Source organism: Microvirga sp. CF3016, from assembly GCF_036314085.1.
In the GTDB taxonomy this organism is placed as follows: domain Bacteria; phylum Pseudomonadota; class Alphaproteobacteria; order Rhizobiales; family Beijerinckiaceae; genus Microvirga.
The window spans coordinates 1-23,969 of the sequence record NZ_JAYGGM010000014.1; the positions used below are offsets into that span (position 1 = coordinate 1).

18 protein-coding genes and 1 pseudogene are annotated in these 23,969 nt (G+C 63.7%); 9 read left to right on the plus strand and 10 right to left on the minus strand.

Translation table 11 applies throughout. The features are described 5' to 3' along the window. Positions 1-903 (minus strand): annotated as a pseudogene (locus VB672_RS19275) (hypothetical protein); the annotation flags it as partial. Between the two features lie 896 nt (positions 904-1,799). On the opposite strand from VB672_RS19275, the gene VB672_RS19280 reads away from it, so the two are divergent. Together VB672_RS19280 and VB672_RS19285 are read left to right on the plus strand one after the other, a co-directional pair. Then, the gene (locus tag VB672_RS19280; RefSeq protein WP_329785831.1) at positions 1,800-5,501 is read left to right on the plus strand and encodes a vitamin B12-dependent ribonucleotide reductase; all 3,702 of its coding nucleotides are present in this window, start codon (positions 1,800-1,802) and stop codon (positions 5,499-5,501) included. A 371-nt stretch (positions 5,502-5,872) separates the two neighbouring features. Then, on the plus strand, positions 5,873-7,423 hold the full coding sequence (locus tag VB672_RS19285) for an AlbA family DNA-binding domain-containing protein (RefSeq protein WP_329785832.1): 1,551 nt from the start codon (positions 5,873-5,875) through the stop codon (positions 7,421-7,423). Positions 7,424-8,045: 622 nt separating this feature from the next. On the opposite strand, the gene VB672_RS19290 is transcribed toward VB672_RS19285, so the two are convergent. Beyond that, on the minus strand, positions 8,046-9,905 hold the full coding sequence (locus VB672_RS19290) for a S1C family serine protease (protein WP_329785833.1): 1,860 nt from the start codon (positions 9,903-9,905) through the stop codon (positions 8,046-8,048). A gap of 431 nt (positions 9,906-10,336) precedes the next feature. On the opposite strand from VB672_RS19290, the gene VB672_RS19295 reads away from it, so the two are divergent. Further along, positions 10,337-10,579 (plus strand): hypothetical protein, encoded by a 243-nt coding sequence (locus VB672_RS19295; RefSeq protein WP_329785834.1) that lies wholly within the window; start codon positions 10,337-10,339, stop codon positions 10,577-10,579. 94 nt (positions 10,580-10,673) lie between these two features. Beyond that, on the plus strand, positions 10,674-10,901 hold the full coding sequence (locus tag VB672_RS19300; protein WP_329785835.1) for a hypothetical protein: 228 nt from the start codon (positions 10,674-10,676) through the stop codon (positions 10,899-10,901). 196 nt (positions 10,902-11,097) lie between these two features. On the opposite strand, the gene VB672_RS19305 is transcribed toward VB672_RS19300, so the two are convergent. Further along, complete coding sequence (locus VB672_RS19305; protein ID WP_329785836.1) at positions 11,098-12,795, minus strand: sensor histidine kinase; 1,698 nt, start codon at positions 12,793-12,795, stop codon at positions 11,098-11,100. Positions 12,796-13,209: 414 nt separating this feature from the next. On the opposite strand from VB672_RS19305, the gene VB672_RS19310 reads away from it, so the two are divergent. Together VB672_RS19310 and VB672_RS19315 are read left to right on the plus strand one after the other, a co-directional pair. Next, positions 13,210-13,662, plus strand: coding sequence for a cupin domain-containing protein (locus VB672_RS19310; RefSeq protein ID WP_329785837.1), 453 nt, complete (start codon positions 13,210-13,212; stop codon positions 13,660-13,662). A gap of 287 nt (positions 13,663-13,949) precedes the next feature. Continuing rightward, positions 13,950-15,137 carry a D-alanyl-D-alanine carboxypeptidase/D-alanyl-D-alanine-endopeptidase gene (locus tag VB672_RS19315; RefSeq protein WP_329785838.1) on the plus strand — a complete coding sequence of 396 codons (1,188 nt, stop codon included), beginning with the start codon at positions 13,950-13,952 and terminating at the stop codon, positions 15,135-15,137. 157 nt (positions 15,138-15,294) lie between these two features. Here the strand turns inward: VB672_RS19315 and VB672_RS19320 are convergent, their stop codons facing one another. From VB672_RS19320 to VB672_RS19330, 3 genes are all read right to left on the minus strand, one after another. Further along, the gene (locus tag VB672_RS19320) at positions 15,295-16,332 is read right to left on the minus strand and encodes an amino acid ABC transporter substrate-binding protein (RefSeq protein WP_442932119.1); all 1,038 of its coding nucleotides are present in this window, start codon (positions 16,330-16,332) and stop codon (positions 15,295-15,297) included. 46 nt (positions 16,333-16,378) lie between these two features. Then, positions 16,379-16,954, minus strand: a complete 576-nt coding sequence (locus VB672_RS19325) for a L,D-transpeptidase (RefSeq protein WP_329785942.1) — start codon at positions 16,952-16,954, stop codon at positions 16,379-16,381. Positions 16,955-17,069: 115 nt separating this feature from the next. Then, positions 17,070-17,534, minus strand: coding sequence for a hypothetical protein (locus VB672_RS19330; protein ID WP_329785839.1), 465 nt, complete (start codon positions 17,532-17,534; stop codon positions 17,070-17,072). 317 nt (positions 17,535-17,851) lie between these two features. Between VB672_RS19330 and VB672_RS19335 the strand changes: the two genes are divergently transcribed. Then, positions 17,852-18,199 (plus strand): hypothetical protein, encoded by a 348-nt coding sequence (locus VB672_RS19335; protein WP_329785840.1) that lies wholly within the window; start codon positions 17,852-17,854, stop codon positions 18,197-18,199. Between the two features lie 72 nt (positions 18,200-18,271). Here VB672_RS19335 and VB672_RS19340 read toward each other — a convergent pair whose 3' ends face one another. The 4 genes from VB672_RS19340 to VB672_RS19355 all read right to left on the minus strand — a co-directional run bounded on the left by VB672_RS19340 (position 18,272) and on the right by VB672_RS19355 (position 20,613). Continuing rightward, positions 18,272-18,796: a hypothetical protein gene (locus tag VB672_RS19340; protein ID WP_329785841.1), complete on the minus strand. Its 525-nt coding sequence runs from the start codon at positions 18,794-18,796 to the stop codon at positions 18,272-18,274. Positions 18,797-18,999: 203 nt separating this feature from the next. Next, positions 19,000-19,581, minus strand: coding sequence for a DUF308 domain-containing protein (locus VB672_RS19345; RefSeq protein WP_329785842.1), 582 nt, complete (start codon positions 19,579-19,581; stop codon positions 19,000-19,002). 174 nt (positions 19,582-19,755) lie between these two features. Then, positions 19,756-20,013, minus strand: a complete 258-nt coding sequence (locus tag VB672_RS19350) for a hypothetical protein (RefSeq protein WP_329785843.1) — start codon at positions 20,011-20,013, stop codon at positions 19,756-19,758. Positions 20,014-20,043: 30 nt separating this feature from the next. Further along, positions 20,044-20,613, minus strand: coding sequence for a DUF1269 domain-containing protein (locus VB672_RS19355; protein ID WP_329785844.1), 570 nt, complete (start codon positions 20,611-20,613; stop codon positions 20,044-20,046). A gap of 316 nt (positions 20,614-20,929) precedes the next feature. Between VB672_RS19355 and VB672_RS19360 the strand changes: the two genes are divergently transcribed. Both VB672_RS19360 and VB672_RS19365 read left to right on the plus strand, forming a co-directional pair. Then, positions 20,930-21,208, plus strand: coding sequence for a glycine zipper domain-containing protein (locus tag VB672_RS19360; protein WP_329785845.1), 279 nt, complete (start codon positions 20,930-20,932; stop codon positions 21,206-21,208). Positions 21,209-21,494: 286 nt separating this feature from the next. Next, complete coding sequence (locus VB672_RS19365; protein ID WP_329785846.1) at positions 21,495-23,966, plus strand: PAS domain-containing sensor histidine kinase; 2,472 nt, start codon at positions 21,495-21,497, stop codon at positions 23,964-23,966. Positions 23,967-23,969: the final 3 nt, after the last annotated feature.

The following is a 23,969-nucleotide window of genomic DNA, read 5'->3' on the forward strand; positions in this document are numbered from 1 at the left end:
ATCGAAGCCCTCGCCGCCGACGAGCCGGTTCACGCCCGCGCCGCCGTACAATAGATCGTCACCGGCGCCGCCGTTCAGGACGTCGTGGCCGACGCCGCCCTTCAGGACGTCCGCTTGCGCCCCTCCGGTGATCGTGTCGTCGCCGTTGTCACCATCCAGGAAGCCGCTGCCGACGATAACGTCGTCTTCGCTCGATCCGGAGACGAAATCCACCGTGTTACTGCTGCCATCGGCGTTCTGAACCGTCAGCGTAATCTTGTAGCCGGGATCCGGAATTTTGCCGTTCTTGTCCGGCAGCGCCCAGTATAACCATCCGTTATTCCCGCGAACGAGATAATAAGTGCGGGGGTCGGCCTCGCTCTCGAGCGTCCAATAGCCATCAGAGTTCTTGTCGATAAGAATTTCGCCAGCTTCGGACTCAATCACTGTTCCCGGCTCCATCGACAGCACCTTGCGGTTGGCGAGAACCCAGTCCGCAGGAGGCTTCCAGGTTTTATGAGTTGGCCCACCCGTCTTAGGGCCGAATATGTCAGCATCTGTATATTGTGGCGTGCCGCCATCGGTCCCGCCCGATCCGCTCCCGCCCGTGCCGCTGCCCGTGAGCCCGCCGAAAAGGGTGTCGAAGACAAGATCCGCGATCTCCTGGGTGTAGCCGTCCTCCGCTCCACCTTGGGCGATCAACGCGTTGATGTTCTCGAACAACTGCGCCGCAATCTGGGCGTTGATCTGCTGGAACTCTTCGTCGCTGATCTCGTCGTCTTGCGAGCCGCCGGACGTGTCGCTGCCCGAGCCTACGTTTCCGGGCGTCGGCACGTAGCCGATGGACACGGTGGCAATCGCGGGCGTGCCGTTCAGGACCATGTCCTCCAGCATTTCCATTGCCGTCTGAAGATTCATTGCCATTGATTTTTCCTGGTCTGCTTGTTGCAGTGGCGACTGCGCTCCACGAACCTACTACAGCCCTTTCAGCGCCCCCACTGATATATCGTTACAATATTCCTAGCCACTCGCAAGAGGTGCAATTCGTCCCGATTGTATGCTGGGTTGTAACCTGTGCGGTTGAGATCGGGGGATTTCTGGCGGCTGCATCTGAAAGCTGACTCGGGTTCGAAAGGCCAAGAACCCGTCGGCTCCTGTGCAAGGGTTTTTCTGTGCGAGGGTTGCACCCCGATGGGCGCCTTCTCGGCCATGGTCGCGACTCAGACCCAATCACCGAGACCAGAATCGGTCAGCTCGATTCGGCCGAGGTGACACCAAGTCGGCTTTCGCCTGAATGCATGGGAATCCGGCGCTTTTCTGGGCCGTGAGCAACTCTCCCCCTCCCCGGCCCCGATTGATGCGCCGGCACAACATCCGGGCTCAATTTGAAACGACTCTGAGCCGGCGAAGCTTGGCCATTGCGGATTCCCGGAACGGATTCTCGGAGGAGTCTCTGTGGCTTAGCCAGTTTTCCACATTCTTAACACTCTCCACACTATATATAGTTGGAACCGTGAGCCGCGACACAAGTTCTTGACGTAAGGCTCGCAACACGACTAGCTTGCCGGGGTACCGACCAGAGACCGGTGACCGACCCGAAAAGGCCGGTTGAAACTCCCCAGAGTGAGCGTCAGAGCCGCGTGGCAACCGTGTTGCCGCGTGACCCGTGACGTCTGGACGAGGCCGTAACTCGGGCGTGTTGCGTGTGGCGATCCGAAAGAACGGATCGTTGGGGCGTCGAACAATAATTGTGGGCTGATGAGCTGCGGGGCAAATCGCGGCCACGGGGACGTTTGTCCCCGATACTTAGGAATGTGACCATGCGGATCGAGCGGCGTTATACGAAGTCTGGCCAATCGCCTTATTCCTCCCTCGCCTTCCGGCTCGCCACGAGCGAGATCCGCAATCCGGATGGCTCGGTGGTCTTCAAGCTCGAGAACATCGAGGTTCCCGAGACCTGGAGCCAGGTGGCCTCGGACGTGCTGGCCCAGAAGTATTTCCGCAAGGCCGGCGTTCCAGCCCGCCTGAAGAAGGTCGAGGAGAACGACGTCCCGTCCTGGCTGTGGCGCTCCGTGCCCGACGAGGCGGCCCTCAGCCAGCTGCCCGAGGACCAGCGCCTCGGCTCCGAGATTTCCTCCAAGCAAGTCTTCGACCGCCTTGCCGGCTGCTGGACTTATTGGGGCTGGAAAGGCGGCTATTTCTCGTCCGAGGAAGACGCCCAGGCCTTCTATGACGAGCTGCGCTTCATGCTCGCCAACCAGATGGTGGCGCCGAACTCCCCGCAATGGTTCAACACCGGCCTGCACTGGGCCTACGGCATCGATGGCCCGAGCCAGGGCCACTATTACGTGGACTACAAGACTGGCAAGCTCACCAAGTCCAAGTCCTCCTACGAGCACCCGCAGCCCCATGCCTGCTTCATCCAGGGCGTCGAGGACGACCTGGTGAACGACGGCGGCATCATGGATCTGTGGGTCCGCGAGGCGCGCCTGTTCAAGTACGGCTCCGGCACCGGCTCCAACTTCTCCAAGCTGCGCGGCGAGGGCGAGAAGCTCTCCGGCGGCGGCCGCTCGTCGGGCCTCATGAGCTTCCTCAAGATCGGCGACCGGGCAGCCGGCGCCATCAAGTCGGGCGGCACCACGCGGCGCGCGGCCAAGATGGTGGTGGTCGACGTCGATCATCCGGACATCGAATCCTACATCGACTGGAAGGTGAAGGAGGAGCAGAAGGTCGCGGCCCTCGTCACCGGCTCCAAGCTCGCCGCCAAGCACTTGAAGGCCATCATGAAGGCCTGCATCAACTGCGAGGCTCAAGGAGATGCCTGCTTCGATCCGGAGAAGAACCCGGCTCTGAAGAAGGAGATCAAGCTGGCCCGCCGGGTGCAGATTCCGGACAACTACATCAAGCGGGTCATCCAGTTCGCCAAGCAGGGCTACACGGATATCGACTTCCCGGTCTACGACACCGACTGGGATTCGGAAGCGTACCTCACCGTCTCCGGCCAGAACTCCAACAACTCCGTCTCGCTCACCGACGACTTCCTGCGCGCCGTCGAGAACGATGCCGACTGGCACCTCACCGCCCGCAAGGACGGCAAGGTGGTGAAGACCCTCAAGGCCCGCGACCTGTGGGAGCAGATCGGCCACGCCGCCTGGGCGTCCGCCGATCCCGGCCTGCACTTCAACACCACCATGAACGACTGGCACACCAGCCCCGCCGGTGGCCGCATCCGGGCGTCGAACCCGTGCTCGGAATACATGTTCCTGGACGACACGGCGTGCAATCTCGCCTCCGCCAACCTGCTCCAGTTCTTCGACCGCCAGAACCACAAGTTCGATGCGGAATCCTTCGAGCATGCCTGCCGCCTCTGGACGGTGGTCCTCGAAATCTCCGTGATGATGGCGCAGTTCCCGTCGAAGGAAATCGCGCAGCTCTCCTACGAGTACCGCACGCTCGGCCTCGGCTTCGCGAATATCGGCGGCCTGCTCATGACCATGGGCCTTCCTTACGATTCCGACGCGGGCCGTGCGCTCGGCGGCGCGATCACGGCGATCATGACTGGCGTGTCCTATGCGACATCCGCCGAGATGGCCGGTGAGCTCGGTCCCTTCCCGAACTACAAGGCCAACGCGAAGCATATGCTGCGCGTGATCCGCAACCATCGCCGCGCGGCTCATGGCGAGGCTCAGGGCTATGAGGGCTTGGCCGTCAACCCGGTCCCGCTCGATCACGCCTCCTGCCCCGACCAGGACCTCGTCGCCCATGCCAAGTCCGCCTGGGACAAGGCCCTCCAGCTCGGTGAGAAGAACGGCTACCGCAACGCGCAATCCACCGTGATCGCCCCCACGGGCACCATCGGCCTCGTGATGGATTGCGACACCACCGGCATCGAGCCCGACTTCGCGCTCGTGAAGTTCAAGAAGCTCGCCGGCGGCGGCTACTTCAAGATCATCAACCGGGCCGTGCCCGATGCGCTCCGCGCGCTCGGCTACCGCGAGCATGAGATCGCCGAGATCGAGGCCTATGCGGTCGGCCACGGCTCCATGCGCCAAGCGCCTGCCATCAACCCCGGCTCGCTGCGCACCAAGAGCTTCACGGACGACAAGATCGACGCGGTGGAGAAGGGCCTGAAATCGGCCTTCGACATCAAGTTCGTGTTCAACCGCTGGACGCTCGGCGAGGACTTCCTCACCGGCACGCTCAAAGTCCCGGCGGAGAAGCTCAACGATCCGTCCTTCGACCTGCTGTCGTTCCTCGGCTTCTCGAAGGCCGACATCGAGGCCGCGAACATCCACATCTGCGGAGCGATGACTCTCGAGGGAGCTCCCTTCCTCAAAGTGGAGCACTACCCGGTGTTCGACTGCGCCAATCCGTGCGGCAAGATCGGCAAGCGCTATCTCTCGGTGGAGAGCCATATCCGCATGATGGCGGCCGCGCAGCCCTTCATCTCGGGGGCGATCTCCAAGACCATCAACATGCCCAACGACGCCACCGTCGAGGATTGCAAGAACGCCTACATGCTGTCCTGGAAGCTGGCGCTGAAGGCCAACGCCCTCTACCGCGACGGCTCCAAGCTCTCGCAGCCGCTCAACTCCGCCCTCATCGCCGATGAGGACGAGGACGCGGAGGACGCCGCCGAAGCTCTCGCCGCCATGCCGGCCGCAGCAAAAGCCGCCCACGTGTCGGAGAAGATCGTCGAGAAGATCGTCGAGCGCGTGGTGGCCCTGCGCGACCGCGAGAAGATGCCCGACCGCCGCAAGGGCTACACCCAGAAGGCCGTGGTCGGCGGCCACAAGGTGTACCTGCGCACCGGCGAGTACGACGACGGACGCCTCGGCGAGATCTTCATCGACATGCACAAGGAAGGCGCCGCCTTCCGGGCCATGATGAACAACTTCGCCATCGCGATCTCGCTCGGCCTGCAATACGGCGTGCCGCTGGAGGAATACGTGGAGGCCTTCACCTTCACGCGCTTCGAACCGGCGGGCTTCGTCCAGGGCAACGAACGCATCAAGTCCGCGACCTCGATCCTCGACTACGTGTTCCGCGAGCTCGCCGTGTCCTATCTCGGCCGCAACGACCTCGCCCACGTGGATCCGTCGGAAGCCGGCCCCACCACCATCGGGTCGGGCGAAGCCCAGTCGAAGGCCCCGGAGCCCGCGCCGGCCACGGCCATCGTGTCCCGCGGCTTCGTGCGCGGCAATTCCGACCGCCTCATGCTCATCCCGGGCGGCGGCGGCAGCGCCGGAGGCATCAGCCAGCGCTCGCCCGGTCTGACGATCGGCGCGAACGCCCTCAAGGGCGAACTCGCCCAACCCGCCGTGCAGGCGGAGGAGAAGGTCGGCGAAGCGGAAATGTCCAAGCTCGCCTTCGCGGCCCCGTCCGTCGCCGACCGGCGCGCCGAGGCCAAGATGAAGGGCTATGTCGGCGAAGCCTGCCCCGAATGCGCCAACTTCACGCTGGTGCGAAACGGGACGTGCTTGAAGTGCGACACGTGCGGCAGCACGACGGGGTGTTCGTAAAGAGTAGAGATGGTAACGATATTATTATGGACGCTCTTTAGGGTTGGCCAATTTGACCCAGTGTGTGTCCGCAAAACTGGCCAGAAGATGCCGCACCCCGATTTGACAAGCGAAAAGGCCGGAAATCCGGCCTTTTCTTCAATGGCCCGAGAACGTGACGCCGAGGTCTATCCGTCTGCGCAGGCACTCAACCCTAGCGAGATCTCTTCGCAGACTGGCTTGAGCGATACAACAGGCTTCGCACCTTGCGGCTGGCGGAAACAACCAAACGCGCATCCAACGACCTCCAGGCCCGGCCCACGTCTTCAGGGACTGATTGGGACGAGCCCTACGGACCTCAAGGATGCCCAATCCTCTGGGGCGAATCGCCAATGATCGACTTCAAGGGACTCTTGGCCGGAGGGAATGAGAACCTCGGCATCGAATTCAAGCAATGGATGGACATCTGGGTCTCGAAGTCAGCACGCGCCGATATCGCCATGCACCTAGCGGCCATCGCCAACCACGGCGGAGGCTTTCTTATCTTTGGTGTCGACAAGCAGTGCCGGCCACAGGAGCAAGACCCGGACTTTCCCGCTGAGCGTTACAATCAGGATGCCATTTCAGGGATCATCAAACGGTACCTGGAGCCCGAGTTCCAGTGCCTGGTGCACATGCATGTCCACGAAAACGGGGTCACGTACCCCGTGGTCGAGATCCCATCCCACAAGGGCATGCCAATCTACTCCACGCGGAACGCACCGGAAAGCACCGAGAACTCTCAGTCGCTCAGGCAGGCGACCATCTATATCCGGGACGTCGGCCCCCAGAGCGTCCCAATCCGTAAGATGGAACACTGGCACGAGATTTCCGAACGCTGCATCCAGAACCGCGCGGATATCCGGGAGCGGCTCCAGCAGGAAATCTCGCAGCAGCAGATCGACGCGATGTCCAAGGCCATCACCCAGACAGTCCTGGATGCGCTCCTGCCTCTCATTCAGACGGGAGGCTCCTTCCCCGGGCATGCGAATCCTCCAGCTACGCCCGCGATGGGCGAGAACCCGTCACTGATCCTGCTGAAGAGGCTGACGGAGGACACCAGGAAAGACTTCATCGCGCAGATTGAAAATATGCAGTTCTCAGAGGGCTTCGACCCGGCAGAGAAAGCAATGGTGCTCGGCATTTCCCAAAACCACATGGCTATGGGCTATGGCCTGCTCGCGGCCAGCGGCGGGCTGATCCACCTGGACCGACCGATGGCCCTGCTGCGCCAGGTCAGCGGCCAGATGGACCGATATGCCCATCATGGCTGGCACGATTTCATCCTCTTGGACAGCCCTGATGTCGCGCCGCGCAGCCGGGTCTGGATGATCGACGACAGGGACTATCCCGGGGTGGAAGGGATGCGGAACGGCGAGCGAACGGTCTTCTTCGGGAGCCTCGACTACTGGCGGGTGTACAGGGCCGGCGTCTTTACGATCAGCAAGAGCTATCGGGAAGACTACCAGGCACTGCGGCTCCGACCGAAGAACCCGTTCATCACCACGACGCAGTTGATCATGAGAATGCACGCGCTTCTGGCCCATGCCACTCTGACGTCAAGATGCGTTGAGGGCGCCGACCGAATTCTCCTCTATGTCGATTCGCATGGAATGGATGGACGCCACCTGATGTACGGCAATGGTTACAGCTTGGTCAGTCCGGTCCCCACCTCAAGCCAGCGCATCGCCACGGATCTCACCGTCACCATCGAAGAGTTGAGAGCGGATTACTACGAAGCGCTGAAGCGGCTCTGTTGCTCCGTCCTGGACATGTTCGATGCCGCAGGGCATCTGGATTTTGACACTTGGCTCACGAGGTCCCGGGTGCTGGAAGAGTTCAGCCGGGTCAACTCAGAAGGTGGCTCAGGCTCATATCACCTAGTCGACGACCTGAACGCCTAGCGTATCACGGCCTTCGAATGACGCCGCTGTCTCATCCCCGCTCCCTTTCTCAAGTACTCCCCCAAGGACAGCAAATCTCGATGTTGCGACGCCTCCTTGACGATTTTCTCGGCCGGCGTTTCCTGAAGGCGGCGACGGCAGCGATCTCGTCCATCGAGAGCGAGGCTTATAGCACGTTCCTCGAGGATCGGGACCTCGCCACATCATTCGACGTCGTCAGAGGCTTCAGGGGCAGCTTCGACAGGTTCATGTCTCCCACTTCCTTGACGGATGCGTTCCAAAACCTGCTCATTGAACGAGAGTGTAGCTCGCACGATTTAATTGCCCAAAGCAGCCATATGGCGGCCCGATTTGCTTAACAGCTCCGCCCTTCCCCCAAACCGGGCTATTTCAGCCTGGTTTGGGGACGATACCATCATTTCCTGACATCCCGGCCAAGGAATACCGCCTTCGGATCGTCATTCCTTTGCAGACCATCGTTGACCTGATGAACAGTGCCGCCGAGGACCTCTTGCGCTGCATCACCAGTCGGAGGTCACGAGAGTTTTCGTGTTGCCGCACACCTCGGTCAACTCGGTGCCCGAATGTGTTCGCCTTCTAAAACGATCGATGGGCTAGCCTCTCAGTCACATCTGACGAACACGCTGATGCTGCTGGCCACGTCAGCCAGATCGGGCGGCGAGAGGCGTGACACGCTAGAGGCAGGCAGAACCTCGACCCGGGTGCTCTCCAGGAACGTGGCCAGCGCCCCTGCCTTGATCGCGAAGTTCACGTTCTGGGGGACGTCTCCAATGGCGACCACCGTCTTGAGAGCGTTGAGCTTGGATGGCACCACGCCGACGACATTGCCACTCTCGTCCAGCAGCGGCCCACCGCTGTTCCCCGGCTGAACCGGAGTTGAGATCTGGAGAAAGCGGCTATCGTCCCCGATGCCAGCCAGTGCGGTCACGTTGCCGAGGGTGAAGTTGCCGGAGCTCGCCAGGACGCTGTTGAGCGGGAAACCGAAGGCCGCGACTGCTTCCCCGAGACGAACGCCTGCTCGGACAGTCGCGAACTTATCCGTCGGTTGGTCGGCCTTCAGCAGTGCCAGATCATTGGTCGTGTCACGGGCCAGGATTCTCGCTGGAAGGGGCGAGCCGTTGGAAGGCTTGATCTGGACGGAAGTGCAACCCTCGATCACGTGGTTGTTCGTGACGACATGTCCCTCCCGGCTGACGAAGAAGCCTGTCCCCGAGGACGCACGCTTCTCCTCCTTGGGGGTCGGGCTCGGCGCGACAGGCGTGGGCCGCGCGACCGCGACACTTTCCGGCCGAGGAGCCGGGGCGCTCTTCGGGATATAACCCTCCTCCTCGAGGTGCTTGCGCAGAGCCACGGGAAACTCGATGGTGCGCTCCATCCCGTCCGGACAGGACCCGCCCACCTTCGCGACCGTGCATTCGGTCAGGGGCCAATCGGTGCCTCGGTCGTACAGCGGCAGCATCCGGTTCCAGGCATCGTCGAACTCGCCCACGATGGTTTTTGTCGCCACCCAGGCTGCAAGGAACCCGTTCGAGCGCCACAGGTTTGGCTCCCGGCTGGCGAGATACTCCATCCGGTAGAGCTCCTGGCGCATGTAGGTCCGGAAGCTTGGATGCGCCGTCACGTCGACGAGACGGTCACCGGAGAGCTTCGAAATGCTCTCGGGCGCCCAGGATCCTGCATACGGCGCGAAGGTGTAGAGAAAGGTCTGATCGACGCTGAGCAGTTCGGCTGCCCCATCGCCGTCAATGTCATCGAAGGTGTAGCCGCCGTCCCCGTCGATGGTCTTGCCCGGGACAACGCGCCATTCCGTTCCAACCTTCGTGGCGATCTTGGTCACAGTGCAGCAATGCGCGCCGCCCCAGAAGGACGAAAAGACCACCTGCGGCTCGGGATTGGTTGGATCCAGACGCACGACGGTAACCTCGGCGTTCGGCACCTCGTTCGAGCTCTCCTCAAGGCGCGCCGTGAAGGCAAGACGGCCGTTCGCGTAGCCGGAGAGGACCGGGAAGCGCCCGCTCTCCTTCCCGCTCGCAAGGCTCGAGACGTTGAGAACCAGTTCGCCAGAGCGCAGACTGACCTGTTTCGAGCCATCGTACTTTGCCTGGATAAGAGGCTTGAAGGTCGAGGGCTTCCAGACCTCGGCAACGTATCCCTGGCCCTTGGTGATGACCGTATCGCCTGGGATCTCGCCCGCCCGGACCAAGGCCTCCTTGTAAGCCCGCGGGTTCGGGATCCGCTCAGGTCCAGCGACGATGGCGTACCACCCGTTCGTCGCCTGCATGACCCTCACGGTCGGAAAGCGCCAGCGGTAGGCGTGGGCGACACCGATGGCTTCATCAAGGCTCTGCCGGCTCGCCAAAGCAACCCAGCGAGCATCACCCGAGAGCGTGAAGGAATCCGCCAAGGCCGATGGACCGAACGCACAAATCGCAACGCTAGCGACAATGGAAGCAAGACGCATGACAACCCCCGACAGCCGTCACTCAGCCAATCCACTGCTGACCTGTCAACTCAGAACAACTACGGAGATGACCTTGCCTACTCGAATTCGACCAGCTTCTGTCCGGAAGACATGCCGGGTCATTCCTTGATGGTGTTCTCGCGCGGGATTACGGACACGAAACTGTTCGTGTTGCCTTGGCCCTTTGTCATAGAGTTCGTGCGAGCAGCGCGCCGCAGGGATCAAGCGCCGCACTTCTCGAAATTCCGAATACTAGGATACGTGCCAAGCTGGCCGCGTACCGTGGCAGTGAATCACGTCTGGCTGTCTCTGACACGAGCAACGATCGTGAGCGGTTCCCCGCATTCCACAGCCTAAGAACAAAAAAAGAACATTCCGCTGGAGATTGGAGCGTCGAATCAGTAACGTCGCGGCTCTCAAGGGAGGTGACGATGACTGACCGGATTCAGCCCACGTGCGATATGGACCAGATGGAAGCTGATGTCACGGCCGTGATCGAGGCCTGCGGTGGTGATCCACGGTCCGCCATCAAGGCCCTACTCGTCGAGCAGCACATCCAGGAGCAACGGATCGAACGTCTCGCCGCGGCCCTGTCCTTCGGGTACGTCCGCGGGCGGACGGGGGTGACGCCGACCCGGGGCAGCTCCAGCCACCGTGAAACCACCGGATCATGATGATCGAGTGGCTTGGCACCGCTATTGGCTAAAGCAGATGAGAACAGCGAGGCGATCCATGCACCACGGTCATTCGAGAAAGTCCCGGCGTCTCATGACACCGGACGTCGCCGACAGGCTCTTGGAATCCCTGCGGCCGACCCGCCATCTCCTCACGCGAACGCTGGCCGACATCCCGACCGGCGGCGATGAGTATCGACAGATCGACCGAGTTGTTCGAGAGATCGACGGGCTCGCCGCTATCCTGATCGGCGATTTGACTCACTATCATCAGAAGGGTCATTCCATACCAATGCCCAGTAAGGGACATGGCAGCGAATAGGCATGAAATAGGCATGAAAAGCCACAGGCTCACACAGCAGGAGGCGGGGCGCCGGGCTTTCGAGACATACTGTTCGCGCAATCGGCCGTTGCCCTAGAAGTCCGGTATTCACCGCATCACGGACGTTCGGTGTGCTTCCGGAAAGTGCCAGATGAAGACATTCCGCATACAGAGGCCGAATGTTGTAGAGCTGGTGTCAGGCCGCCTGGTGGGTGGCCGCCCCTATTGAGATTTTCATTGTGCAGCAGACGCCTTCCCGTTCGAACCGCAGATCGAGCTGACCGGCCAGTTCCCGGGTGATTGTCTGCCGCAGCAAGCGCGAGCCAAAGCCAGGCCTGGGCTCGGTCTCGAGTGCGGGTCCCTCCAACTCGCACCAGTCGATAGCCAGGATCGCCCCCTCGCGGCGCTCCTCGACTTTCCAGTCCACCTGCACCCGGCCCGACGCAGTCGACAGGGCACCGTACTTGACGGCATTGGTCGCAAGCTCGTGGAAGGCCATGCCCAGCACCACCGCCAGCCGTGCCGGAAGATCGACCGCTGGTCCGTCGAGATGGACGCGGGTGGAGTCTGTCGCATAGGGCTTGAACTCGGCTTCCAGGATCGTCCTGAGCGAGGCTCCCTCCCACAGGGTCTCGTTCAGGAGATTGTGCGTGCGCGAGAGCGCCAGCAGGCGCTGCTGGAAACGCTCCTGCGCCACTTGCGGCGACACGCCTGGCCGGATCACCTGCCAGGAGAGGGACTGCACGGTCGCCAGCGTATTCTTCACCCGGTGGTTCAACTCGTCGATCAGCAGCTTCTGCCGGCGGTCGGCTTCCCGAAGCTGCGTTGAAGCCAAGGCGAGCGCATCGCCGACCCTGTCGATCTCCACTAACCCGGTTGCCGGCGCCGTGATCGGCTCTCCGCGGCCGACGCCCTGCGCTAGGCTGGTCAAACCTTTCATGGGTCCGGCGATGCTGCGCCCGACCTGCCAGGCCATGACGACGCCAAGCGTGAGCAGCAGTCCTCCCGCCAGGGCGAGATACAGGGCGGATCGCCACGCGGGCGCCGTGATCTCCGACCGCGGGACGGCCACGATGGTCGACCATCCTGAGCCCGGCGAGCGGGCGAGCGCAAGCAGCGTTGGCACCCCGTCCAGGGAGACGCTCTCGGAGACGCCCTGCCGCACCTCGGCCCGAACCCGCTCCACGTTCTCGGGCGTGGCCGGCCTGCCCACGAACTGCTCGGCATCCCGGCTCCGGGCCACGACAGTTCCATTGCGGTCGACAATCGCACCGATCCAAGTCGGAGGCAGACCTTGGTCTGCCAGGATCCGGGTGACTGTATCGGCCCGCATGATCATGCTGACGTAGAGCTCGGAGCCATCGTCCGTGGTTACGAGTGTGTCGATTCCAACGGCCGGCTGCTTCGCCACAAAACCCGTGAACAGGTTGCTGACCCGCACCGTCCCGACGGTCAGGCCTTTTCGATGGTCTCTGTTGTTGATGAGCGGCAGCGGGCTCCCTGGCGGGAGCAGCGTGTTGACGACTTGTCCCCGATCATCCGCCACGGTGATCCAGGCTCCCGGGATCCGGATCGCGGCTCGCGCTCGAGCGTCGAACGCGGCGTAATCCTTCTCGAGAAGCTGCGGCGAGGTCGACAGCGCCCAGAGCAAGGCCTCGGCCTGTCCGAACTGGCGGTCGATCACGAGTGACAGCGCCCGAGCCGTCTCCTGAAGATGTTTTTCGACCGACTGCCGGTCGTGGCGATAGCCGGCATAGACCACCAGGCCGCCTGCCGCGAGCGCCGGCAACAGCAGCACGAGGGTAAGGAGGAGCAGGCGCGAGCGCACGGACGGGAGATGTGAACAGGCAGCCTTCCACCATCCGCCTCTCGATATGATCAAGGATTGGCCCACGCTCTAATTTCCCCGGCCCTGAACAGCGCAAACAGAAAGGATGTAGATGGCGCCATCGAGGGGTTTGGCCATAGCATGCATCGGGACATGATTGCGACTGCCAGCGGAAGGGTGCGTCTCGATCGTCCGACTCAATCGCGAGCTGGCAGAGTGTCGGGCATTTCCTGCGAAGATGCATGCGGGACACTATCGTGGTGCCGGGAAGGGCCGCTTCGGGTCAGGTGGCGTCATTTCCCTGCCTTTCAGGAAGTCCGGTGTTCTTTCGTTGAGCGGACGTTCCTTGTGCCTCAGCTCGGCGCCACCCCTGCCCTTTCCTGGTTCACAGTTCTCAATTCCACGGGGTACTGTCTCCGCAACAGACCCTGATCTCCGGAGCTGATCCTGAGAGTGGTGGCAACGACCGGAGGCTCGACGATGGCAAAGATCGATGTGATGACCGCGGCCCGAAGCGAGGGGTCCGACTACCCGGCACCGTACGATGTGCCGTGCCGCGACCGAGTTCGGACGGCCTTGGGTGATGCTGCCGGGCTGACCCAGTTTGGGGTCAACCTGCTGCACTTGCCGCCAAGCGCATGGTCGTCGCAGCGACACTGGCATTCGGCCGAGGACGAGTTCGTGTGGGTCTTGGCAGGCGAAGTCGTTCTCGTCACTGAAGGCGGCGAGGAGATCCTGCGCGCCGGCGACTGCGCCGGCTTCAAGGCCGGGGATCCGAACGGTCACCACCTCCAAAACCGCTCCGATCAGCCTGCCCTGATCCTGGAGGTAGGCTCACGCCGTCCCGATGAGGATGTCGCCGAGTATCCGGACATTGACCTGCGCTACAGCACGGAGGCTGGGGACATGCACAAGGATGGGACGCCTTACTGACCCGTCTATCGGCACCGCGAAGCCCCTCGGAGAGGGACGGGATTGAAAGGCCAGTGTGCTTTTGAGGCGCTAGGTTGACGAAGTGAGCCTCAATCACATCTGTGTTTTCACGAGGACCTGCCTACCGAGACGACCGACGTCAGCCTCATTCTCAGCCGACCGCCCTCGCAATGCACATCCGCTAAAGCGGGCGATCCCAGACCTTCCATATAGGTTAATGAGATCATAACGCTATGTTGAGCCAATTACTTAAAGGGACGAACAGGAGGGCACGGGCTGGCGTCCTCATGTGGCTTCAACTACTCGCCCTTGCCTGCATCCTGTTCCTGATGCCCGCCCGAGTCCTGGCCGGTGCCAGGGAGACGGTCGCAGCGCTCGCTCCGTCGGGGCTGGTGCTCGTGATGGATGAAAACGGCAACGACCTGGTTGCTCAGAACGCCGACAAACCCTTCGTGCCTGCCTCCGTCGCCAAGATTGTGACCGCCTGGCTGGCGATGGAAGTCCTTGGCGCCGACTACCGCTTCAAGACGCGCTTCTACCTGGACAGCAGCCGGGTGCTCTACATTCGCGGTGGTGGCGATCCCTTTCTGATCTCCGAAGAGCTGGCTCAGCTCGCGCCGGCGCTGGTCGCCGCAACTGGTAAGCAGCCGCTCAACGGCATCCTGCTGGACGCAAGCTACTACCCCTCCGACATCCGCATCCCGGGCATCGAGGACACCGACGAGGCCTATGACGCGCTGAACTCCGCGCTCGCGGTGAACTTCAACACGATCCACGCCGTGCGCAAGGGCAAGACGGTCCGCTCCGCCGAGGAGCAGACCCCGATCACGCCGCTGGCTATCAGCCAGTTCCTGGCGCGGGGCGCCCAGGGTCGTGGTCGCATCAGCCTGACCCAGAGCCCCACAGTGGGCCTGCACTATGCCGGCGAGCTGATTGCCGCATTCATCGAGCGGGCCGGCGGCAGCGTCAAGGGCAAGATCTCGACGGGAGCCGTACCTGAGGGTCTGGAGCCGGTCTACGTTCACCGCCAATCACGCCCTCTTTCGGAGATCCTTGCCGGGTTGCTCCTAAGCTCGAACAACTACATCGCTAACCAGGTCTTCCTGGAGATCGGCGGGCATCGCCTGGGCGGGCCCGTCAGCCTCGAGAAGTCGCTCCAGGTTGCGAACGAGATGCTCGTCAGGCACGGCCTCGCCGAGTCCATCCAACTCGAGGAAGGCTCGGGCATCAGCCGCGGCAACCGCTTCACGGCCCGCGGCCTTGCCCGGTTGCTGCGCCTCTTCGAGCCTCATGCTGCCCTGCTCCGGAGCGGCGACGGCGCCCACTTCAAGACAGGCACCTTTTCCGGTGTCAGCACCTTGGCGGGCTATGCCGACACTTCGAAGCATGGGCGTGTACGCTTCGTGATCGCGCTTACAAGCAACGGCGGCGCGATGCGCTTCCGGCTGCTCAAAGCCATCCAATCCGAGTTGTAGCCGCAGGCGCGCCTACCGAGCCGAAGCTCCCCACGCACCACAAAAGTGAACGCGGCCGGTACCTGACCATCTGCCGTGACAAGGGGGTTATCTTCCTTACAAGACGCACCGACCTTGCCCTCCCATCCAAAGCCCGCGCGGGTGGGTCTTCACGAATTCACCGGAGCGGGGGAGCGTAGAGGATGCCGCCCATGCTCCAGAGCTGGTTCAGTCCGCGCGGGATGCCGAGGCGCGAGTTGACCCCGACATTTCGCTCGTAGATCTCGGCGTAGTTCCCGCCCGCCCGGACTGCCCGGACTGCCCACGCGTCATCAAGCCCGAGTAGCCGGCCCAGCCCGCCCTCTGCACCTGCGAAGCGCCGCACGTCGGGCTTGCGGGAGCCCCCCGCCTCGCTCGCGTTCCCTGACGTGATCCCGAGTTCCTCGGCGTTGACGAGGGCGAAGTTCACCCATTTGACCACGTTGAACCAAGCGAAGTCGTCCGCCCGGGTGACTGGTCCCAGCGGCTCCTTCGAGATGATGTCGGGCAGCACGACGGCATCGGCCGGACGTGCGAGCTTGAGACGCTCCGCGTAGAGAGCGGATTGGTCCCTTGTCAGGACGTTGCACTGTCCGGCTTGGAACGCCTCGAGCGCGGCCGCGGCCGTCGGGAAGGCGCGCTCCTCGAACGTCAGTGAATTGGCGGAGAAGAAGTCGGCGACGTTGAGCTGGCTCGTCGTCCCTGCCTCGACGCAGATCCTGGCCTGGTCGAGCTCGAGGGCAGACGTCACGTTGAGGTCCCGCATGACCATGAAGCCCTGGCCGTCATGGTAGGTCACGCCCGCGAAGGCAAGGCCGAGTCTGGCTTCCCGTTCCAGAGTCCAGGTCGAGTTCCGGGACAGGAGATCGATGCGCCCCGCGCGCAGGGACTCGAACCGTTCCCCTGCCGACAGGGGTACGAACGTCACCTTCGCGGGATCGTTGAGGACGGCGCCGGCCACAGCACGGCAGAAATCCACGTCGAAGCCCGACCACTCGCCCGTGCCGTTCCGTTCGGAGAAGCCGTAAAGGCCTTCGCTGACCCCGCATTGCACCGTGCCGCGCTGCCTTACCGTCTCGAGCGTTCCCGCCGCGGCCGGTAAGGCAGAGGCGAGCAGCAGGGCGACAATCATGCCTGGGGCGAAAGAAGAAATGCAGGCTCTGGCAACGTTCCACATGACGGGAGATCTCCGTAATCGGTGAACGGATTGATGTTCCAAACGATCAGAGGCTGGCGCCGTGACGAACGACTACCTTGGTGCCGAGCGGCACGCGGGCATAGAGGTCGATGATGTCGCCGTTCGCGAGGCGGAAGCAGCCGGACGAGATCGCGTGGCCGATGGTCTCGGGTTGGTTTGTGCCGTGGATGCGGAACACCGTCGAGCCGAGATAGAGGGCGCGGGCCCCCATGGGATTGCCCGGACCGCCGGCCATAAAGCGCGGGAGGTAGGGCTGCCGGGTGAGCATCTCAGGCGGGGGCCGCCAGTCAGGCCACTCGGCCTTGCGGCTGACCCGCACAAGTCCGGACCACTGGAAGCCTTCGCGGCCCACGCCGATGCCGTAGCGCAGCGCACGGTTGTTGCCCTGGACAAGATAGACGAACCGCTCCGAGGTGTGGACGACGAGCGTCCCGGGAGGCTCGCTGGAGCGGAAGAACACGACCTGGCGCGCAAATGGCCCGTCGCGGATCACCGCCTCTTCCGTCGAGATGCGGCCCGGCTCATCGCCGACGTCGAGGGTTTCCTGCGCGGCGGCCGACGGGCGTGTCTGAGCCGTGGCGGAACTGGGAAGGCAGGCCATGAGCCAGCAACTTGCCAGGGCGGCAATCCCCGCCAGAATCCTTACCCCTCCCAATGTCGGCGGTCGTGTTGTCGGCGTCATGATTATCTCCAGGATGGACAGGCGGCCTCGATCGTCAGGCACGGCAGCGCACGTACACGAAGGTGCCGTAGCGCCGGTTCGCGTCCGGATCGATGAAGCGCATGGTCATCAGGTCATTGGTGGAGGAGAGGATCTCGCGATCCTGCGGATGGCCCGGAGGCGCTTCGAAGCCGAGATACGTCCGGCCGCCGGCGTCGCCCTTGAGCCGCAGCTCGTAGCGCTTCGGGTCGTCGGCGACATGCATCATCACCCCGTCCGTCGGCCCCTTCGAGATCGCGTAGGCTTGGCTGCATTGTGCCCTTGCCTCGGCCTCGGTGCGCCGTCGGTCCTTCTCATCATGGAACGACGCCACGCCCCACCGTCCAACCAAGCGCTCCCGCTCGAACGCGGCAGGGGCAATCGCCCCGCTGCCGGCGGCTGGGGTCTCGTCGCCTATCGAAACGCATCCGCCGACGGCAAGCGCCAGGACCACGCCGGTCAGAACGTATCGAATCCGCATGAAGCCTCTCCCACAACGATACCCGCGTCGATCTTGGAGCCGGGGAGACTATGCCGTGGCTCCGTCATCGCGGCCATCGGGGAAAACCCCGACTCCGGCACGGACATACCCTGAGCAGTGCTTCGGCTGTCTCCGAAGCACTGCTTCGGTGGAGGACGGCGGCACCGTCCCCGTTTGGAAGGACATCCTTGCATGTCAGTTTCTTTTTCGGGAATGGTCGGGGATTTCCGGCCACCGTCTGCGGGCATGACCCGATGGCCTGTCCCTTCCCGCCGAGAGAGAATACGGGTAGCGAACCGTTCGAAGGGAGGGCCGACATGGGGTGGCCCGGCTTTCACGAGAGCCTCACGACCCTCGTCACCTTGGGCGTCCTGGCCGAGGCCGCAGCCGATCTCGACGGCGCCCGACGCCGCTGCACGCAAGCGCGGGAGGTCCTGATGGATGTGCGGGAGAGGCTCGACAGGGTGCTCGACGATGCCTTCCGCATCGGCTCGTTCCGTCCGCTTGAGGATCTCTTCCGCGAGGAGGAGGCTGCCCTGGCACGGTATGAGGAGTCCGTGACCCGGCTGGCCGCAGCCAGGGAGCGTTGTGCCGGCCTGCGCGCTGCGCTGGCCACCGAACGGGAGCTGATGCGGCAACCGGTTCTGCGCCATCGCATCCAATGAGGGTGGCCCGGAGCAGCCCAGGACGTCCCCTTGATCTGGGGACGCCCACAGGTCACGGTCGCTGACGTGGCCCTAGGCCTTGGAGTCACGGATCGCCTGGGCGGTTTTGGTCGCCTGCGAGACACTGCCGACGGTGCCCGGCTGGATTCTCGTGTCTGCCCGTTCGTTGGGCGCGGGGTGCATGCCCAGGCGGGCGGTGTCGCCCGCCGGCGGATGATGCCGTGCCTCCCCCGCACGCCTCAGGGCAAGCGCACGGCGGGCGGACTCCGTCAGCGCCGCGCGGGCTTCCAGCTTACGGAGCCGGCCGATCTCCCGGTTGACGCGCTTGAGAGCTCCCGCAAACACCTGCTTTCGCTGCAACGGCCTCTCGGCCGTCCCGGGAAAGCTTCCGCCGCGCGGATCGACCTTTCCCCGCACCTCGCGCCGCTTCTGTCGGGCCAGGGTCCGCTCCCGGTCCCGCATCTGCCGCAAGCGGTCCTTCATATCGTGCAATCCGTCACGGCCGACCCCGTGGATCGCTGGATGATGCGTGACATGGATCGTTTCGTATTCCTCATGGCTCAGCAGGCTGCGCTCAAATTTGCATGGCACCGACATGTCTGTTCCTCCGGATCGGTTGGGGCGGGCGTGGACGCTCCCACGATGATGACGCCAATGCAGTCCCTATTCAGGCTTGGACTCGGCCATTCGGACGCGCATGAACGCGCCGTGCGACCTTGCTCGGCGCAGACCCATCGGTCAGACGCCCCGTGGCAAGCTGAGCCACTGGCCAAGGGCAAGCAGGATATTCCGGGCGTGGTTCATGTTCGCTGTGTCTTTCCATCATGAGACGGTGAAGGGAGCCATACGTAGGACAGCCAGGCCGCACCATGAGCCAAGAGGTCGACGCCGAGAAGAAGTGCAAGGACCCAAAGCGTCGTCCTCGGAAAGCCTGTCAGGATCGCGAGTCCCGCCAGCGCGCCAAACAGCCCCGACAGGAGCATGACCCAGCCATTCTCCTTCCAGGAACCCACGCCCAGCCGGATGCGGACGAGGCCGGACAGCAGAAGCACCAGGCCGAGCACGTAGGTCAGGATCAGGGTGCCGGATGCGGGTTGTCTCAGCAGAACGATGCCGACTGCGAGGTAAAGCACACCTAGGAGCGCTCTCCATGGGAGTCCTCCTGCTCTCTTCGTCCAGAGGGCATGAAGGATCTCGAACGCCCCGACAGCGACGGCGACGTACCCAATAAACATCGCGCTGATGACCGCCACCAGAGCCAAGTCTGCCAGAACGACGACCCCTGCGCCGACGAGGACGATCCCAAGAAGGGTACGGGCCCACGCAGGCGGGGCAGTCGAGCCGCCGGTCGCGGATATCGAGCCGGTATCATGGACAGTCATCACGTTGTCCTCCCTGCTCCGCAGCGAAAACGTTCAGGGTACGTGGCTTGCGCCGCCTCAACGTCGCCGGACGCATGTTGAAGCGGCATGGGCCATCCCCGGCCCTGTCGCCCTACACGACCGTGCCAGCCGTTCATCCTCCGGAACCTGTCCTGACCAGCTGCATCCGATCGCCTACCATCGGCGTCTGCGGCGCTCCCAGTGGCCGGACACCCAGACCCATCGCCGACGGCGTGCGCTCCACACCCAGCGGCCTGGCACCCAAACGAAGCCGGGCCGGGACCTCGACCGCCGCTCGTAGCGCCTCCGGGGGACTGGAGGGCGCCGCTCAGGAGCAGGTTGGGCCTGCACCTCCGTCGCTACCGGCACGCCGACCGAGACGGTCACTGCCGCGCCGAGTAGCCAGTTCAGGAGCGAGCGTCGTGACAGCATGCGATCTCCCTTCCTATGTCACTTCCAATTTCAGGACGGCTGGGGGGCCATCGCGCCTGCGGCCTCCACGCCCTCGCTCGGGCTCGGAGCATGCGCTTTTGAGAGTGCGGCCTGGAGCTTGGCCTCCTGCTCAGGGGACAGCGAGGAACGGATCACGTGCCCCTTGAACCCGGACAGCTCGGCCAGCACCTTCTCGGGCTGCGATTTCCGGACCAGCAGGAACAGGGCTGATGTGTCCGGCTTGAGCGTATCGCCGATTGACCGGATGAAGCCGTCGTCGATGCCGTAGTCGATCATGCTCCCGGACAGGGCGCCCGATCCTGCGCCGACAGCCCCGCCGATGGCGAATCCAGCAATCGGATTGAGGAACAGGAGACCGATCAGGCTGCCCCAGATCGCGCCGGACAGTCCGCCGGAGGCGGCCCCGAGGCTCACTAGGTTTACGCTCTGCTTGATCCGGACGCTTCCATCGGTGTCCCGGATGGCAACGACAGCATCCTCCAAGTCGATCAGGTATTCCTTCTTCAGGCGGGTCAGTTCCGTCAGGACGCGATCGGCGTCATGCGGATTGTCGAATCCGACGACCACCAGTTCAGCCATGGATGTCCTCCCGAGCGCAACGATCGGCCATTACGAACTGTGAGAGTACCGGTGGCCTGCGGCACGTCCATCGGTGATAACCCTGGGTCCGTGCGGGAATTGACCTGGGTCCTGCGCAAAAAATTTCTGCACCGTGATGCCACCTGATGCGCTTCGCTACGGTGACGGCCCGTCTCACCGTCTCCGCCAGGATCGGGCGTTCCACCGCCGGAACCCAAGGTTTCCCCGAATAGCCAGTCGTGCCGTGATCGGGGAAGCTCTGCGATACCTTGGCAGGATGCCGGGCCAATTTCCGATGCCATGAGAGGAACGTCCAATGAAAACGATCATGACGCTCATCGCTGCGGGTGCGCTCACGCTGTCGACGGCCGCCTGCAACACCCCGGGGGAACGAGCGGGTGGTGGCGCGATCGTTGGGGGACTTGCCGGTGCTGCTATCGGCGGCGCAGCGACTGGCCGTGCAAGCGGCGCTTTGGCCGGTGCGGCCGTTGGCGCTGCCGGCGGTGCCATCGTCGGCGCTTCGACGGCTCCGCGCGGTCCTGCCTGCCCCTACGGCACCTATCGCGACCGCTTCGGCAACCTGTACTGCCGCTGAGGGCACCGGACCTTCTGACCACCCCGGCAAGGACCAAAGGTCCCGCCGGCTCCGTGCCGACGTCCTTCAATGGGACGACTTTCCCGCCCGACCGTTGGCGAATGGGTGAACCTGTGCAATTCTCTGCCCATACGGCAGGTTCGGGATTGCCAAGGCCTGTCCAGAGGTTGGCCTGGCATGTGACTGGTTGCATCGGCGTCCCAGACACCAGGGATAGCCCTTGCCCAAGCCCTCCATCGCCCTCCGGGGATGGCAGGCCGAACAGCCTCTGACACGGGAGGGGGCCATGCTCTCTGCGATCCGAATCGGCACACAGGTACCCGCAACGGGCAACCTCGTCGGTGTTCGCAAGCGGATCCTCCTAGTCGCGGCGGCAACGATCGGTCTCTCCCTGGTGATCGCCGCCGCCACGCTCTTCTGGCATGCCTATGAGGAGCGGCACGCAATCGCCCACCGCGGCCTGTCCGCCGCCGCTGCCGCAGCCAACGCCGTCGAACGCGAGGCGGAGGCCATGGGTTACCTCCTCAAAGGTCTATCCGGTTCGCCGTTACTCCGGTCCGCCAACCTCGAGGACTTCCACCGACAGCTCGAGGCGACGCCACGCCCAGACGGATCATGGTTCATCCTTTGGGACTTGGACAGGCAGTTGCTCAACACGAAGTTTCCCTTCGGTTCCGCCCTGCCCCGGATCGATGATATCCCGGGCGTCCGCGAACGGCTTGAGGTTATTCGTGCGACCGGGTTGAGCCTGTCCGGCCGCATCAACGGCAGGCCTGCCGTGAACCCAGGCGTCGCCATCAGCCTTCGGCTCGACGGCCCTGACGGGCAGATGAGCCGTATCCTGACCCTCCTGGTGCCGACGCAGCACTTCGACCGGGCTGTCGCGGAGGCGGCCGACGCGAGCGGATGGGGCACCATGCTGTTCGATCGCGACCTTAAGTGGATCGCCGCCCGCGGGCCCGGAAACGACGCCCCTCCCCAGGCGGACCTCATCAGGATGGTTCCGGGTTCAGGATTCAACGGTCATTTCAATGCCCTCGACGGACGGGGCCCCGTCCTGGGTGCGTTCCAGCGCTCGCCGAGAACGGGATACACGGCCCTGTCGGTCACTCCCGCGGCCGTGGCGAATGCACCACTCCTCACGGCCGTCTACCAGTTCTCGCTGGCCTCGCTCATCCTGATCATGATTGGTGCCGGATCGGTCCTGGTCCTGCTCCGGAACATCGGTCCGGTCGAGGCCCTCAGGCATTCGGCGGCATCGACGCGAAGCGAACTCCTGGCCACCAACGCACGCCTGAACGCGATCCTCGCGAGCGTGAGCGACTGCTACTTCACCCTCGATCGCTCGTACCGGATCACCGGCACCAACCAGGCAACCCTGCGCTGGTGCGGCCGGTCTCAGGACGAGATCGTCGGGCGATCCTATCCCGATCTCGTCGGGCCCCACACGGATTGCCTCAGGGCGGTGGAGCAGGCGATCAAGTACCGCAGGGTCTTCCAGGGCGAGATCCCCTCGAGCCTGCGTCCGCATCGCTACATCGACTTCCGGGCTTACCCCTCGCCCGAGGGCGCCAGCGTCTTCTTCAGCGACGTCACCGAGCGGCACGCCGCGCACCTGGCCATGAGCCGAGAAAGAGAACTGCTTCAGGCATCCCTCGATGCGCTCCCGATGCACGTCGCCATCCTCGACGGGCACGGCCGGATCATTGCGGTGAACCGGGCCTGGCGTCGCTTCGTCGAGGAGATCGGGCATCCCGATCCGGGGCATGGCATCGGGACCAGCTATCACGACATCGGCACGACAGGGGACCACAACTTCACAGAGATGGGTGCCGTGATCGACGGCCGCCGTCCCGGCTTCCAAGCGCTCTACCAGTGGCCTGCCAACGAGCCAGGGCGCTGGTTCAGCGTGCGCGCATCCCGTTTCGAGGCTGGAGACGAGGCCCACGTGATCGTGTCCCATGAGGACGTGACGGAGGTGATGGCTGCACGCGCAACGGTCAACGAACTCTCGGACCGTCTGCTGACCCTCCAGGAGGAGGAGCACCAGCGGATCGCAGCGGAACTCCACGACTCGACCACCCAGTACCTCGTCGCGGTCGGGCTCAACCTGATGAAGGTCGAGCGCCTCCTGCCGCAGCACGATGGGCAACGGCTCCTCGGCGAGATCGACCTCCTGCTGGAGGAGGCTCTGAAGGAACTCCGTCTCTTCACCTACCTGCTCCATCCCGCGAGCCTCGACGAGAACGGGTTCTGCGAAACGGTCCGGGCCTTCGCGGACGGCTTCTCCGAGCGCACGGACCTCCAGGTCTCGTGCCGCATCGATGAGGGTGCCGACCACCTCCGCACCGACCTCCAGCGGGCGCTGCTGCGCATCGTCCAAGAGGCCCTCTCCAATGTCCATCGCCATGCTGCGGCCTCAAGGGTCATCGTCGACCTTCGGCAGACGTCTGACGCAACCATCCTGTGCATCGCGGACGACGGGCGTGGAATGAAGGCGCGGCCTGCCAGACTGAACGGTAGCAAGGGTTCGCTCGGCGTCGGGATCCCCGGCATGCGCATACGCCTGCACCAGTTCGACGGCTCCCTGAGGATCAGGAGCGGCCCGCACGGGACCATGATTCGGGCATTCGTTCCCCGAAGCGGCACTGCCTACCCTGCCGCGGCGGCAACCAACGGCGGGATCTCGGTTGATCTCGGACCGGGCCAATCGCGCCGCCTCGGGGATTCCCCCGTCCATTCCCAGGGTTTGCCCTGAGTT